Below are 15,329 nucleotides of genomic sequence, written 5' to 3'. Positions count from 1 at the left end.
GCCATGTCTCCTCAGCTTTCCGGCGGTCCGAAATTTTCATCAAAAAAGCGGTACCAGTTGCCGCCCATGATCCCGGCAACTTCATCGGCGTTCAGACCGGTCTTGCGCAGGCCATCCCTGATATTTCCGAAGTCCCGATTGTCCTGGAACCAATGTGGCATGGGCGGGAAACCGGGGGCCGAGGCAGAGCCTTCGCCATAGTCGATCTCTTTCGTCCAGCGACCCACGCGCATCCATTCCACGATGCTGTCGGGCTGATCCTGACACAGATCGGTGCCAATCCCCAAATGCCGGGCACCATATTTGTCTGCAGTACGCGCGATCATCTCACAGAAACTCTCAAGCGTGCAGTCGGATTTGTCCTTGAGGTGATGGGGATAGACCGAAAAGCCCAGCATCCCGCCGTTTTCGGTCACGGCCCGGATCACCGTGTCCCGCTTGTTGCGCAGGGCAGGTGACCATTCGTGCGGATTGGCATGGGTGATGGCGATGGGACGTTCGGAAATCTCAGCCGCCTCGATGGTTGAACGATCTGCCGAATGGCTCATATCCACCACAAGACCGACACGGTTCATCTCTTTGATGACCTGTTTGCCCATACGGGTAATGCCAGTGTCTTCGGCTTCGTAACAGCCCGTCGCCAGCAACGACTGGTTATTATAGGTCAGCTGCATGAACCGCGCGCCCAGATCGTGCAGGATTTCGACCAGACCGATATCATCTTCGATAGGCGAGGGGTTCTGGAAGCCAAAGAAGATCGCCGTCCGGCCCGTCTCGCGCGCCACGTCAATGTCGCTGGCCCAGCGGCCTTTCATGATGAGGTCGGGATATTGCTCGAACCAGCGATTCCACTTTTCGAAGTTCAGAACCGTTTCACGAAAGTTCTCGTGATAGGCGATGGTGACGTGGATCGCATCTACGCCCCCTTCGCGCAGTTGACGGAAAATCTTTTCCGACCAGTTGGCATATTGCAGGCAATCGACCAGCATCAGTCCGGCTTTCCGGCGCTGATATAGGCGGTTTTAACCGTCGTATAGAACTCGGCCGCAGCTTTTCCTTGCTCACGCGGGCCGTACGAGCTGTCGCCGCGACCGCCGAAAGGTACGTGATAGTCGGTGCCGGCAGTGGGCAGGTTCACTGTGACAACGCCGGTGCGCGCATTGCGGCGGAAATGCGTGGCCCGAGCCAGCGATTTGGTTACGATGCCCGAGGTCAGGCCAAAATTGGTATCATTGACGACGCTCAGCGCCTCATCATAGCTGCCAACCTTGATGACGCTGGTCAGCGGTGCGAACATTTCTTCACGGTTGATGCGCATATCGTTGTTTGTGTTCAGGAACACGCCGGGGCTCATGTAATAGCCGTCATGCGGCATATCCAAACGTTGACCACCGCAAGCCAGTTCTGCGCCCTCGGATATGCCCAGATCGACATAGGCCACATTCTCGGCCAACTGCTGCTGGCTGACGACGGGACCCATCTGAACCCCTTCCTCCAGCGCGTGGCCCACTTTCATTGCCTGCGCACCTGCGACCAGCTTTTCTACAAACGCATCGTGAATGGCAGAATGAACCACGAGCCGAGAGGAAGCCGTGCATTTCTGCCCCGTTCCACCAAACGCACCGCCCAGAGCCAGTGTTACTGCCAGATCCAGATCGGCATCATCCATGACGGCCAGAGCGTTCTTTGACCCCATTTCCATCTGAACCTTGGTCAGGTTCTGGATGGCCGCCGCCGCTATCCCCTTCCCGACCGGAACTGAACCGGTAAACGATATTGCGTTAACCTTGGGGCTTTCGACAAGCCGCTGACCGATTGAACGGCCCGATCCCATCACAAGGCTAAACAGACCCTTGGGAATGTCCTGACGGTTGATGATCTCGGTCAGGGCCACTGCCGAGGCGGGCGTGATGTTCGCAGGCTTCCACACAACCGCGTTGCCGTAACACAGCGCCGGAGCGATCTTCCACGAGGCCGTTGCCGTGGGGAAGTTCCACGGGCTGATGATGGCGACGACACCTACGGCCTCGCGGCGCACGTCCACCTCGATGTCGGGGCGCACGGAATCGGCGTTCTCGCCAATCTGGCGCAGACATTCGGCGGCGTAATAGGTGAAGAACTGACCGGCGCGATAGACTTCGCCCTTGCCTTCGGCCAGTGGCTTGCCTTCTTCCCGGCTGAGCAGAGTGCCCAGTTCTTCGGCGCGGGCCATCAATTCATTACCGATGGCATTCAGAACCGCTTGCTTACGCTCAAGCCCATAAGCCGCCCATTCGGCTTGTGCGACACGCGCCTGATCCAGCGTCGCCTCCAGCTGATCGGCGCTGGCCTGGGCAAACATACCGACCAGGTCGCTCAGATCAGATGGGTTGCGGTTTTCGATTTCGCTTTCACCTGCCAGCCATTCGCCAGCGATCAGGTTCTTTTGGATGTCAGCCATAGCTGTGTCGCCTCATTCAGAAAGTATCGATCAGGTATGGACCTCTTTGAGGCAATCAATCAAACTAAAATTATTGAACTTTACTTCAGCCAAATTGAAATGATCGGATGACACTCAAAATTGAAATGCTTCGTGGCTTTATCGCCGTTGCGCGCTGCGGAAACCTGACGGACGCGGCTTTGGTCCTGAAACGAACACCGTCTGCCGTTTCTATGATGATGAAACAGCTGGAAACCCATCTTGGCGAACCGCTGTTCGAAACGGACCGAAAAAACAAACTCACAGCACTAGGAGAATTTGTGCTCGAGCAATCCGAGCAGGAGGTACAGCATTTCGACAATACTGTACGGACCATTGAAAACTTCGCTGACGCCAGTTTGGGACATGTTCGTATTGCCACAGTGCCGTCAGTGGCTGGCACAATCATTCCGCAGGTTTTTGCCCGTAAGATCGACACGTATGACAAAGTCCGGATCGACTTGCGCGATATGGATTCCAAATCTGTCCTGCACGAACTGTCACGCGGTCGAATTGATATCGGTATCGCAACACTGGGCGTCAACGGGTCCAGTCTGCACAGCCAGCTTTTGCTGACCGACCGGTTCGGCGTTCTGGTTGCCCCAGATCATCCGTTGGCCACAGGTACCAGTCCCGTCAACTGGAAGGCGCTGGAAAATGAACGTCTGATAGCCAATAGCTTGTCCGATGGCATTCCGGGTCCAGAATCCGAAAAAATACACGCCAGATCGCGCTTATCGGCCCATAACCTAACCTCCATTCTGGGGATGGTCAGGGCCGGTATTGGCGTGACTATCTTGCCTGAAATGGCCGCAATCTCTTCAGGTCCGAGCGACCTTGTATTCCGCCCGCTGGCCGATGAGACCGCAAAGCGCCACATTCATCTGTTGCGCAAAGCGGGATCGGCGCTGTCACCAGCGGCGCGTAAATTGGAAAAGGACATCATTGAAACGGTCGAAGCTCTGACAACAGAGCATCTTTATCTTCGATAAGAAAACGCCCCTGGACAACGAAATCGGGTTTTCACCGCGCAACGTAGCGCGCAGGGGCGTTAACTCATTTGGCCTGTAGCCTTTGTTTTATTTAGCGGCTTTTGCTGCGTTTCGGGCTGCGAGTTTTGTGTATCCGTCGCGGGTTTTTGGCAGGGCGGCCTGCGCGAAGGTAACCGCCCTACCGGCCTGCCTAGGTCAGGCTGTGTGAGCGTTATGCCCAAAATACAGGAACTCGCGATCCATTCCGGCCACGTCACCCGATTCTAGAGACAGGCTTGCCGAATCCAGCATCTTGTAGCTTTTCTGCGATTTCACCCACTCATCCGCATTCTGAAGCGTGGTCAGCGTATAGCTTGTGGTCTCGCTCAGGTAATGCGTTGGAATGATGATCTTGGGCTTCAGCTTTTCGACGATGTCGTTGCCTTGTTTATAGTCCAGAATGTGCTGCGACCCGTCGACGGGCAATGTCAGAACATCGACCTGGCCAATCGCATCCCAGAATTCCTGTGGTGGATCGTGCCGGTTGTCGCCCCAGATCAGTGTGCGGATACCGCCGGTTTCAATCAGATATACCACCATGTCCATGTGGCTGACGTTGTCCGGCGGGCAAGCTTGCACTCCGAACTCGCCCAGTGCGTTGGTCCAGTCGTACCAGCCCGGTGCGCGGCACACGTGTTTGTCCGCAAAACCGGTGATCTTGATGTCGGCGAATTCAAAGTTCCCAACCATCCGGTCCAGAACCATGGTCGAAACCGGGCGGTGAATGGCGTCATGGTCGAAATGCGTATGCGTGGACATGCAGATATCGACCGGCGTTTCCGGGAATTCATTCTTGAACCACAGACCCCACGCACCCGAAGGGTCATCGCGCCAGGGGTCGAACAGAACAGTGGCTCCACCGGGTGATGTGATCTTGATGGCGCAGTGACCGTAATAGTCGATCCCGACGGTCCCATCCACGGATTGTCCCGTGGTTTTCTGCAACTCGATCACGCCGTTGTTGTTACCGGGTTGGGTCCAGTCGGTGGATTGCGCCTTGGCAGATGTCGTGGTCAGCAGCGAGGCCGCCCCACCAACACCGGCAGCGCCCGCCGCCATAAAGAAGGACCGCCGCGACAGGCCCGGTGTCAACTCATCCTTGTCACCACGCAATAGCGTTGGCTTAAGGTTCAGGTCATCTCTTTCCATTTTTGGTATTCCCTGTTGTCTCTCGTTCCGGTCTTTGCCGGAACAGAAACAGGGTACCAACCGGACTTACTAAACAGTGCATCGAAAATCTACGGGGGAAACATGGGGGGATTCCCCATGTTCACTGGATCGACAAAAGCAGGCTGCGCAGGTTCTTACCGCTGCGTTTCAATCCAAGCTTTGCGCGTATGTTGTTGCGGTGAAACTCGATCGTGCTGGGTTCGCGTGACAGCGTTCTTGCAATATCCTTGGTCGTCTGCCCCCGCATGATCAACTGTGCGATTTCCTGTTCGGTTGGCGTCAGGGATTCAAAGATCGTGGTCAGTTGCCCACTCATCTCGGAGGTGATGGACTTCAAGCTTTCTTCGGCAAGGTCCAGATAAATCCGACCGGCAGGGTCGCTGTCCATTCGGCCACGCAGCTTTGCCAGATGCGGAACCACCAACCCCTTTATCTGACTTAGAATCTTGGCGTCATATTCCTGCCGCGAAGTTTCGACACTGCTCAGCAATACCCGCAACGCGGCATTTGCCTCTTCCAGATCTGCGGTCCGATTGGCCACGCGCTGTTCCAGCTGATCCAGCGTGGCTTGCAATTCCGCCTCAAGCGCGGTGCGGCGGTCAATCTCAACCAGCAACGAAAGATCGGATTCTATGACCCTCGCGAATTCCTGCAGGCCCTCGCGGAACAGCAGCGCACGTTGGTTACGGCGCGAATCCAAAACGCAAATTGTTCCGAAAATCGTACCATCAGGCCATTTGAGCGGATAGCCGATATAGAAACTCATCCCGTGTTCTAGGTCGTCATTGTCACACCATGCCGGGTCTTGGGTTGCATTTTCGACCGTCAGTTCGCCATCGCGTTTCAGAACGCCATAGCAATACAATTTTTCGCTCAGAGTGAAGCCGCATCCTACCTCATAGGGGTTGTTGTTACTTCTGCTGGTCACAAAGACAGAATGATGCGGCGCATGTGTCCGCATCACGAGACTTGCAGGGACATCGGCAACCCGGGCAATCAGATCGACGATCCGCTGCCATTTGGCGATGGTTTCCTGCGAAATTGTGGGTTTCAAGCCAACCTCCGAGCGCAACATAGGTTACCCGATGAAACCTATTTGCCGACATTGCCAGTAGTTTTGCCCGATTTTGCAAGATGTTCAAAATTTATCGCGAATATTTGACCTCGAAAGCCGAAGGCCAGCTACCGGATTACCCGAGGTATTGCGCAATTGCCGCCCGGCTTCCCCGTTGCCAGATGGTCCTGAGCCACTGGGCAAACGCTGTTGCAAAACGTTCTTCCCGGCCGATGTCTCCGTAGAATTTGCTTTGTGCGATTCAGATCAAGGGGTCCGCTTTCGCGGCTAGCGCAGCGTCATGCAATTTGGTCCAAAAGGGGGTTATTATCCGCGATTTCGCTTCCATCTTCACGAAGGCCCGCGCACATCCGGCACCAGAATGCCTCGGCCAGGGCGAGCCCGTTCACTGGCGATCCTGACGCCAGTGCGTCACGCAGCGACGGTAGCAAAAATCCGGGGTGGCGGGACGAGCCATCAAACGCAACCCGGCGTGTCGTGTCGTGAATGGCAGTATTCGCAAAACGTCTCGCGACCAGTTCAAGATAGTCAGCAGGTGGTGTTCCAGGCACCGGCGCGACATGAGGTAATAAACCCTCAGCCTGAACCTTTTTGAAAAAGGCCGTGATATCGTCATCCTGCATACAGTTTGCAAGTGTTGGGACATTCAGTATTTCCCCAACATTCGCAAGCAGTTGATGGCCGCCATTCAGAACACGCTGCTTCATGGCCTCATACGTATGTACGTTGCGGGTCAGTGTCACACCAACCTTTTCAAGCGCGCGATCTCAGCAAAGAAGGGATCGGCCAGATAGGGCACGATGATACCAATATTCTTGGTCAGCTTCCGGTTCTGATTTATGGCGTAGATATTGGGACGATAGTCAAATCGCTCTAACGCCTCTTCGATACGCGCACGCGTTGTGGGCCGCACGCTGTCCGGGTCGTGGAAATATTTCGAAACCGTCGACCGGGATATCCCGCTGCGGGCCGCGAACTCTTCCATGTTTTTAATCTTGGTCATGCCAATCTACCTGCGGATCTTCGCCGCTTTGATCTTATCATAGCTTTACATATTCTTTGCGCGCGTTAAAAAATCCATAGCCGGACGTGTGCCGCACCTCGGACGCAGGGCAAGGATTGTAAATGTATCTCGGGATCGACATCGGCACATCAGCGGTCAAAGTTGTCTGCGCCGATACTGCACGAATTGTGGCGACGGCTTCGGTTGAAATGCAAACCTCCTCGCCACAGCCTGGATGGTCGGAACAGCATCCTGACCTATGGTGGCGCGCCACCTGCTAGTCGCTGCGCAAGCTGGGGGAACAGATCACGTTGGCGAACGTTCGGGCTGTCGGTCTGTCGGGTCAGATGCACGGAGCCGTACTGCTTGACCGGGAATTGCACCCGATCCGCCCGGCTATTCTGTGGAATGACAGCCGGTCGGCGCAGGAATGCGGTGAACTTCGCGATGCGCTGCCGCAGATTGGTCAGATCGCGGGCGTTCTACCCCTGCCGGGCTTCACTGCGCCCAAGATTACATGGCTGAAGCGGCATGAGCCTGAGAGCTATGACCGCATCGCTCATGTCCTGTTGCCGAAGGATTATATCGGGCTGCGCCTACACGGGGCCCTGGCGACGGACCCCTGTGATGCGGCGGGCACCCTGTGGCTGGATCAAGCAGCGCGGCGGTGGCACAGCGGGATTGCCAAGGCGACACATGTGGCGACCCATTGGCTGCCGAAAATTTCTGATGGGCACGAAGTTGTAGGCACAATCACGACAGATGCGGCCACCCAGACCGGACTGAAGCCCGGCATAGCCGTTGTGGCAGGAGGAGGGGATGCGGCCACAGGCGCAGTGTCGCTGGGGGCAACCGAACCGGGGCGAGGGTTTATTTCGCTGGGCACCTCCGGTCAGCTATTTGTTGCGGATCGCGTTTATAAGCCAAACCCGGAACGGTATGTGCATGCGTTTGCGCATACACTCCCTGATCGCTGGTTCCAGATGGCGGCAATGCTAAACGGCGCTCGGCCAATCGCGTGGATCGGCGGGCAGTTTGGATTGTCCGCGGCGGAAGTCATCGCGCTGGCCGAAACAGCACGCCACGACCGCGTACCTATTTTCCTGCCATACCTGACAGGCGAACGAAGCCCCCACGGCGACCCGCATATACGCGCCTGTTTCTTTGGGTTGGAAGACACGACAACACGTGCGGAAATCTGTCGCTCGGTGGTTGAGGCCATCGCTTTTTGTTTCGCCGACGCCGCCCAAAGCTTTGGTGACTCGATAGACGGCCTGTCGGATTTGGCCGCCATCGGTGGCGGCAGCCGGTCCGACCTGCTTCTTGGGCTGATTGCAACGGTGACAGGCAAACCCATTCTTCGATCTGAGGGGGCGGACTCCGGCCCCGCCTATGGCGCGGCACGTTTGGCGGCTTGCGGTGACAAAGCGCTGAGTATTGAGGATTTTGCCATCCAGCCCGCAGGATCTGTCAGGTTCGATCCTGCGGAAATGGGCGTATTGTCGGACCGGCTTGGCCGGTTTCGTGCGCTTTACAAAGCAGTTCGCGCTGCCGTCTAGGCATCGGCCGCCAGCAAGTCGCTGGCCTTTTCCCCAATCATGATGGCAGGGGCGTTCGTGTTGCCGCTTACGATCTCGGGCATGATCGAACAATCCGCCACCCGCAGATTGGCAATTCCGTGGACTCTTAGCTTTGCGTCGACAACCGACGCCTCAGAGTTACCCATCGCGCAGGTGCCGGTCGGGTGATAGATCGAGGTCGAATTTGACCGGGCCCAATCCAGCGTACCTTCGTAATCGTCACAGCTCAGATCCGCCGAGGGCCTGAATTCCTCTGAAATCTTCGAATTCAGCGGATTCTGCTTGGCAATTCCACGGGCGATGTTCACGCCGTCGACGATGGTCCGACAATCCGTTTCGGTCGACAGGTAATTCGGGATGATCTTGACGTGCTTTGACGGGTCCGGCCCGTTCAGCCGCAGCTCACCCCGGCTTTCCGGCCGTAGCTGACAGACGGACATGGTAAAGGCCGAAAACGGGTGCACACCTTCGCCGGGGCTGTCGGCGGACCAAGGTTGAACGTGGAACTGAATGTCCGGAGTTTCAACATCGGGGCGGGTCTTCATGAACCCTGTCGCCAGGCTGGCAGCCATGGTCATCGGACCGGCACGGAACAGGGCGTATTTCAAGGCGATACGCGCCTGATTGAACAGGCTGCGGACCTCATCATTCAACGTGGGTTCATTGCATTTGAACACCAGCCTTGCCTGCAAATGGTCTTGCAATCCCTTGCCGACACCGGGCAAGGCGTGCAGCGGCTCGATCCCGTTTTCCTTCAGGTGGTCCGGGTCGCCGATCCCCGACAGCATCAGGATTTGGGGTGAGTTAATCGCACCACCGGACAGGATGATTTCGCGCCGAACTTTCAGGGTTTTTTCTGCGCCTGAACGATCTCGATAGACCAATCCGGTTGCCTTTTTGCCCACCAGCGTGATCCGTGTCACCAGGGCCTTCGTGATGATGTTTAGGTTCTGTCGGTCGCGGATGGGCTTCAGATACGCCACGGCCGCGCTGCAACGGCGGCCATTGCGCGTGGTCAGCTGGAAGTAGCCGACGCCTTCTTGTTCCGCGCCGTTATAATCTGGGTTGAACGGGTAACCTGCGGCCTGCGCGGCTGCGACCCAGGCGTCACAAATGGGGCGTTGGATTCGCATGTTTGACACGGACAAAGGTCCGCCGACGCCGTGGAATTCATCCTCGCCACGCTCCTGATCCTCGCAACGCTTGAACAGGGGTAGCACGTCGTCCCAGCCCCAGCCTTCGTTGCCCATCTGACGCCAGCGGTCGTAATCCTCTTTCTGGCCGCGCACGTATAGCAACCCGTTCAGCGACGAAGACCCGCCCAGCACCTTACCGCGCGGCCAGTCGATAGAGCGCCCATTCAGCCCCGGATCAGGTTCGGTGCGGTAACACCAATCGACCGAGGGGTTATGCATGGTTTTGAAGTATCCTACCGGAATGTGAATCCACGGGTTGGTGTCCCGACCACCGGCCTCAAGCAAAGCAACGGTCACGTTTGGGTCGGCGCTCAGGCGATTGGCGATAACACAGCCCGAAGACCCGGCCCCGACAACTGCATAGTCTACTTCCATGATCACCTCCCTGAAACTGGTTTCAAAAAGTTCTAGCCAAACGATGAGAAATATACTAGCCTTTTTTGATACAAAACGTCTCATTATTTGCGATCAGGGAGGTAAGCAATGGAGATCGGACGGAAACTAAGTGGTATTTCACGGCGGGATTTTTTCCGTGTGGCAGGCCGTTACGGTATGAGCTCGACTCTGCTGGCTGCAGGTGGGTTCGGTGGGGCGATGAGCCTTGCGAATCTGGCGCAGGCAGCCGAATCAACCTACGAAAAGCGGTTTTCGAAAGAGCCGAAACACACTCTGAAATTCGGCGCTTCGGGCTTTAATACCCGCAACCTGCTGATCGAACGTGCGGGCGCAATCGAGTTTGCGCGTGACTTGGAAGAGCGCACCGATGGCGAGATTCGCATCGAGTTCATCGGCGACAACCAGATCTGTGGTCAGCTGAGCTGTGTTGAAAAGACTCAGCAGGGCATTGTCGATATCTATGCGGCCTCGACCCAGAACTCGGCCGGTGGTGCGCCGTATCTGAACGTGCTGGACTATGCCTATATGTTCCCCAGCCGCGCAGCGCAGTACCACTTCTTCTACAGCCCGGCGAGCCAGCGCATCCTGCGTGATCCGCTGGAAAAACGGCACGGTTTGAAATTCCTGTTCACCCATTGTGAACTGCGCGGCCTGCAAATGGGTGCGAACTTTGCCGACAAACCAACCGTCACAAAGCTGGAAGAACTGTTTGGTACCAAGAACCGTGTCACGGGCACGCAACTTGGCCGTATCGCCATGCAACTGCTGAACCTGAACCCGGTGCCTGTCGCGTGGGAGGAAACGCTGGACGCACTGAAAACCGGCCTGATCGACGGCGCCGAAACTTGGGCATCGGCTGTGGCCTACGCCAACATGGCGCCAGTGGTTTCGCAATCGGTGAACCTGAAATTCTTCTGCGGTACCGAGCATACGTCCATGTCTTCGAAGGTCTTCGACAGCCTGGGCGGCGAACTGCAGGATGCGGTGATGGAGTCTTCATACTTCACGCAGGCGCTGATCCAAGGCGCGAACGAAGCCGCGCTGTTGAACACCGTTGGCTTCTCGGAACCGCAACTGCCGCACACGATCTTCGCTGAAAACGGCGTACGCCCGGCCTTTCTGGCGGACGACCAGATCAAACTGGCCGAAGAAATGTGTGCCCCCAACTACAACCCCGAGCCTTGGGCACAATGGCGCGAGCGCATTAACAAATGGGCCGGTGGCATCGACACATATCAGGAAATCTACGACATCGCGCGTGAGATCCCCGCAGATACAATTGCGGAAAACGTCGAGCCACGCCGTTGGTGGAGAGGCGAAGCCTAATCTAAGCTTAATACGAACCGGCCCGTGTGGGCCGGTTCCACTAAACACCGACTGGGAGGACGGGGTTCATGTCATTTTGGGCAGATGTCGGCGCGATATTCAGTGCTTTACTCACTTTCGATTCATTCGAGATTCAATCCGCGCTGGAATCCGACGCAACATGGGTCGTAGGCGCAATCGTCTCGGCCCTGGGTGGGCTCCTCATCATGTGGATTTACCAAAAAGTGCCGTTTGTCGAACGCCACTTTGAACGTGCCGTGATGGTTTATTCCTACCTTGCGATTGCCTTCATCATCTTTTGGGGCGTGATTGACCGGTTCGTGTTCAACGATCAGGAGCCTTGGTCAACAACGATCCCGCCACTGCTGTTCATGGTGATGGCTTGGTTCGGCGCGTCTTATAACGTGCGGCTACGCACGCATCTAAGCTTTAGCGAATTTCGCACCTCTATGCCGCGTGGCGGGCAACTGGCTTGCCTGTTCCTAGACGCTGTCCTTTGGTTCATCTTCGCAGTGATCGTCATCGTGACCACCACACGGTTGGTGGCGCTGTCGGCATCAAACTTTCAGATCGTACTGGGTACAGACAACATCATGCAGTGGTGGTTCCTATTGGCCGCGCCGCTGTCGTTCTTTTTGATGGTTGGGCGAGTGTTTCAGAACCTCGCCGACGATCTGCACAACTGGAAAACAGGTGAGCCGCTGATCAAGCAGGCCGTGATTGGAGCAGACTGATGACAGACGGAACCATGGTCACACTGATCTCGCTTGGGGTCACCTTTCTGTTCATGCTGGGCGTGCCAGTGCTGCTGGTCATCGGCTATTGGGTTATTGGCTGCTCTTTTGTGCTGGGCCTGACGCTCGACAATATGGGGGCCGAGCTGCTGAACGTGTTCAACAAAGGCTTCGCCCTGCTGGCGATGCCGCTGTTCATCCTGACTGGCGACCTGATCAACAAATCCGGCATCGCGCGGCGGCTCAGTGATTTTGCATATGCCTGTCTGGGCTGGATACGCGGCGGGCTGGCAATGGCGTCGCTGGGGGCTTGCGGGCTTTTTGCGGCGATCTCGGGATCGAACTCGGCAACAACCGCAACCATCGGTTCGATGCTGCACCCTGAGATGGTCAAGGGCGGCTATGATGAACGTTTCAGTGCCGCAACAGCTGCGGCGGGTGGTACAGTTGGGATCATCATCCCACCTTCGATCATCTTCATCGTGTACGGGTTCCTGATGAACCTGCCTATTTCCGAGCTGTTTGTGGCGGGTATCCTGCCCGGTGCATTGATGGTGTTCGGCATGCAATTTGCCTGCTGGATCATCTGCCGGATCAATGGCTGGGGTTATTTGATCCCGCTGCAGCTGAACCGGGTTCTGAAAACCGCCTTTGGTGCGTGGCTGGGCTTTTTCGCCATCGGATTGGTGCTGTGGGGCATTTACACGGGTAAATTCTCACCAACCGAGGCAGCGGGTGTGACCGTGGGTTTCTGCGTCATCGCAGGGCTGGTCAGCTATCCGATCAACCGCGTCATGGGCGCACGCAATGACATTCCACCGACCGAAAAAAGCTATGCCGAGATGTTCGTGGTTGAAGGCTTCACGATCCCCGAGATCCCCTCGATTGTGATCCGCTCAGCCCAGATCACCGGAATCCTTGCGCCGCTGATCGCCATTTCTGTTGTGATGCAACAAATCCTGTCGCTGCTCGGCGCGCAAGAGACCATCGGGAACTTTGTGACCTCGATGGGTGGTTATCATGCGGTGCTGTTCACATCGATGGTGATCGTCTTCTTCTCGGGCATGGTGCTGGAAAGTCTTCCGGTCACGATCATTCTCGCGCCGATCTTGGCGCCTATTGCCGCCTCGGTTGGCATTGATCCGATCCATTTCTCGGTGATCTTCCTTGTGGGTGCCTCTATCGGGTTCATCACGCCACCTTACGGGCTGAACCTGTATGTGGCATCGGGTGTGACGGGCGTGCCTTACTTCCGGCTGCTGCGGTATACGGTGCCTTATCTGGTCGCTCTGTTGTCGGTCTGGATTTTGGTGTCGCTGGTGCCCGATCTGGCCTTGATCCTGCTGCCAAATAACTAGAATGTTGCGGGATGGCCGAGACGGAAACACAAGAAAAAGAAACTCAGATCCCGACGAACCTGCGCCTGCTGCTGATCCTGGAAGAGGTGGCACGGCGCGGGGTAGCCGTTAAACCTTCAGACCTGATCGATGCATTGGGTCTGGCAAAACCCACCGTTCACCGGCTGTTGCAAACGGCCGAGGCCGAGGGGTTTCTGCAACGCGATCTCGACGGCCGGTCTTATGGCCCTGGCCGTCGTTTGCGGCTGCTGTCCGTCAACACCATGTCTGCCGAACATTTGCGGACCGCGCGCCTGGCCATATTGCGCAGCGTGGCCGAGGAGGTGGGAGAGACTTGCAACCTCGCCATTCCCGACCGCGAGGGGATGATCTATCTGGACCGGGTGGAAACCAAATGGCCCCTGCGCATTCAGCTGCCCGTGGGCACGCAGGTTCCGTTTCACTGCACGGCCAGTGGCAAGATGTACCTGTCCACGCTGCGTCAGAAAACGCTGGACGGGTTTCTTTCGGCGGGAAAGCTTCAACCGCAGACCGAGCGTTCGCTGACGGACCCCAAGGCGGTAAAGGCCGAAGTCCAATGCATTTCCGACAATCAGTATTCAACCGATGATGAGGAATTCATGACCGGGATGTCCGCACTTGCGGTGCCTGTTCAGGACGGGCAGGGCAGGTTGGTAGGCACGCTATCGGTTCACGCACCGACCCAACGCCATGATGTCGGCAGCCTGATGTCGTTTCTGGAAACCTTGCGGCAGGGTGCTAAAAAACTTTCAAGTCTTCTCGCTGAGTGACCAGATAAACGCAGCGCCAAACTGTAACAGTGGTCGATCCACAAAACCGTTTGGCGCTGTACTATAAATCTGGCCCGTGATCTGCGGTTTAGGCCGCCGCGATTTGGCCTGCTTTTTCGACCAGCACTTCGGCCTGACGGATCGAGGCATAGTCGATCAGACGGCCATCCAGAGACACAGCGCCTTTGCCCGCCGATTCAGCTTCGGCCATGGCGACAAGAATGCGCTGTGCCTTTGTGACTTCGGCCTCGGATGGCGACATGACCTCATTGGCCAGGGCAATCTGGCTGGGGTGGATGGCCCATTTGCCTTCACATCCCAGAACCGCCGCGCGTTTCGCCGCTGCACGGTATCCGTCGGGATCCTGAAAGTCGCCAAACGGACCATCAATCGGGCGCAGGCCATTGGCGCGGGCCGCGACCACCATACGCGCCAGCGCATAGTGCCACATATCGCCCCAATGCGTCATGCGGCCTCCGTCAGCATCCGGGTCCGTCAGAACGGAATAGTCAGGGTTTACACCGCCGATGATCGTGGTCCGGGCCCGGGTTGACGCCGCATAGTCGGCCACTCCGAAATGCAGGCTTTCGTTGCGTTTGGAGGCCGCTGCGATCTCGCTGACATTCTGCATGCCAAGCGCGGTTTCGATGATGTGTTCGAACCCGATCCGTTTCTTGTAGCCTTTGGCGTCCTCGATCTGCGTCACCAGCATATCGACCGCATAGACGTCCGCAGCGGTGCCAACTTTGGGGATCATGATCAGGTCAAGACGCTCTCCGGCCTGTTCGACCACATCCACCACATCGCGGTACATATAATGCGTATCCAGCCCGTTGATCCGCACCGACATGGTTTTGTTGCCCCAGTCGATATCGTTCAACGCCTCGATGATGTTCTTGCGGGCCTGTTCTTTTTCATCAGGCGCAACCGCGTCTTCCAGATCGAGGAAGATCACATCTACATCTGACTGTGCGGCCTTTTCGAACATACCGGGCTGGCTGCCGGGAACGGCCAGTTCGCTGCGGTTCAGGCGGGCAGGGGCTTGGTCGATATTGTGAAAGCTCATGGGTAAGGGTCCTTCGTCTTACAGGTTCGGGTATAGAGGGAACTTGGCGCAGAGGTCTGCGACCTCGGCCTTGACCTTGGCTTCGACGGCGCTGTTGCCGTCTTCGCCATTGGCGGCCAGACCGTCGACAACTTCGATGATCCAG

The 15,329-nt window shown here is 56.8% G+C and carries 12 protein-coding genes and 2 pseudogenes; 6 read left to right on the top strand and 8 right to left on the bottom strand.

Annotated features, from left to right (window positions below):
* Nucleotides 1-11: 11 nt before the first annotated feature.
* Nucleotides 12-989, bottom strand: a complete 978-nt coding sequence (locus tag AB1A64_RS21495; RefSeq protein WP_366554083.1) for a membrane dipeptidase — start codon at nt 987-989, stop codon at nt 12-14.
* Nucleotides 989-2,440 (bottom strand): aldehyde dehydrogenase family protein, encoded by a 1,452-nt coding sequence (locus tag AB1A64_RS21490; protein WP_366554081.1) that lies wholly within the window; start codon nt 2,438-2,440, stop codon nt 989-991. The genes AB1A64_RS21495 and AB1A64_RS21490 overlap by 1 nt, the downstream gene beginning before the upstream one ends.
* 107 nt (nt 2,441-2,547) lie before the next feature.
* Between AB1A64_RS21490 and AB1A64_RS21485 the strand changes: the two genes are divergently transcribed.
* Nucleotides 2,548-3,450, top strand: a complete 903-nt coding sequence (locus AB1A64_RS21485) for a LysR family transcriptional regulator (RefSeq protein WP_366554079.1) — start codon at nt 2,548-2,550, stop codon at nt 3,448-3,450.
* 195 nt (nt 3,451-3,645) lie between these two features.
* Here the strand turns inward: AB1A64_RS21485 and AB1A64_RS21480 are convergent, their stop codons facing one another.
* The 4 genes and pseudogenes from AB1A64_RS21480 to AB1A64_RS21465 form a co-directional block, all read right to left on the bottom strand.
* Nucleotides 3,646-4,638, bottom strand: a complete 993-nt coding sequence (locus AB1A64_RS21480; protein WP_366554077.1) for an MBL fold metallo-hydrolase — start codon at nt 4,636-4,638, stop codon at nt 3,646-3,648.
* A 121-nt stretch (nt 4,639-4,759) separates the two neighbouring features.
* On the bottom strand, nt 4,760-5,713 hold the full coding sequence (locus tag AB1A64_RS21475) for a LuxR C-terminal-related transcriptional regulator (protein ID WP_366554075.1): 954 nt from the start codon (nt 5,711-5,713) through the stop codon (nt 4,760-4,762).
* A 299-nt stretch (nt 5,714-6,012) separates the two neighbouring features.
* Complete coding sequence (locus AB1A64_RS21470; RefSeq protein WP_366554073.1) at nt 6,013-6,477, bottom strand: hypothetical protein; 465 nt, start codon at nt 6,475-6,477, stop codon at nt 6,013-6,015.
* 14 nt (nt 6,478-6,491) lie between these two features.
* Nucleotides 6,492-6,737: pseudogene (locus AB1A64_RS21465) on the bottom strand (LacI family DNA-binding transcriptional regulator); the annotation flags it as partial.
* Between the two features lie 122 nt (nt 6,738-6,859).
* On the opposite strand from AB1A64_RS21465, the pseudogene xylB reads away from it, so the two are divergent.
* Nucleotides 6,860-8,296, top strand: a pseudogene (gene xylB, locus AB1A64_RS21460) (xylulokinase).
* On the opposite strand, the gene AB1A64_RS21455 reads toward xylB, so the two are convergent.
* Complete coding sequence (locus AB1A64_RS21455) at nt 8,293-9,888, bottom strand: GMC family oxidoreductase N-terminal domain-containing protein (RefSeq protein ID WP_366554071.1); 1,596 nt, start codon at nt 9,886-9,888, stop codon at nt 8,293-8,295. The pseudogene xylB and the gene AB1A64_RS21455 overlap by 4 nt on opposite strands.
* 108 nt (nt 9,889-9,996) lie before the next feature.
* Here AB1A64_RS21455 and AB1A64_RS21450 point away from each other — a divergent pair, with 108 nt between their 5' ends.
* The 4 genes from AB1A64_RS21450 to AB1A64_RS21435 all read left to right on the top strand — a co-directional run bounded on the left by AB1A64_RS21450 (nt 9,997) and on the right by AB1A64_RS21435 (nt 14,118).
* A complete protein-coding gene (locus AB1A64_RS21450; protein WP_170351954.1) occupies nt 9,997-11,235 on the top strand; it encodes a TRAP transporter substrate-binding protein in 1,239 nt (412 codons plus the stop codon).
* 68 nt (nt 11,236-11,303) lie between these two features.
* Nucleotides 11,304-11,969, top strand: a complete 666-nt coding sequence (locus AB1A64_RS21445) for a TRAP transporter small permease subunit (RefSeq protein ID WP_170351953.1) — start codon at nt 11,304-11,306, stop codon at nt 11,967-11,969.
* Nucleotides 11,969-13,327, top strand: a complete 1,359-nt coding sequence (locus tag AB1A64_RS21440; protein ID WP_170351952.1) for a TRAP transporter large permease — start codon at nt 11,969-11,971, stop codon at nt 13,325-13,327. Before AB1A64_RS21445 ends, AB1A64_RS21440 begins: the two co-directional genes overlap by 1 nt.
* 11 nt (nt 13,328-13,338) lie before the next feature.
* A complete protein-coding gene (locus AB1A64_RS21435) occupies nt 13,339-14,118 on the top strand; it encodes an IclR family transcriptional regulator (protein ID WP_366554068.1) in 780 nt (259 codons plus the stop codon).
* 88 nt (nt 14,119-14,206) lie between these two features.
* On the opposite strand, the gene AB1A64_RS21430 is transcribed toward AB1A64_RS21435, so the two are convergent.
* Complete coding sequence (locus AB1A64_RS21430) at nt 14,207-15,184, bottom strand: CoA ester lyase (protein WP_366554066.1); 978 nt, start codon at nt 15,182-15,184, stop codon at nt 14,207-14,209.
* Nucleotides 15,185-15,329 lie beyond the last annotated feature (145 nt).

The sequence above is a fragment of the Ruegeria sp. ANG10 genome, assembly GCF_040705255.1.
GTDB lineage: Bacteria > Pseudomonadota > Alphaproteobacteria > Rhodobacterales > Rhodobacteraceae > Ruegeria.
The sequence above is the reverse complement of the archived record's forward strand: the minus strand, read 5'-3'. Positions and strand labels throughout refer to the sequence as shown.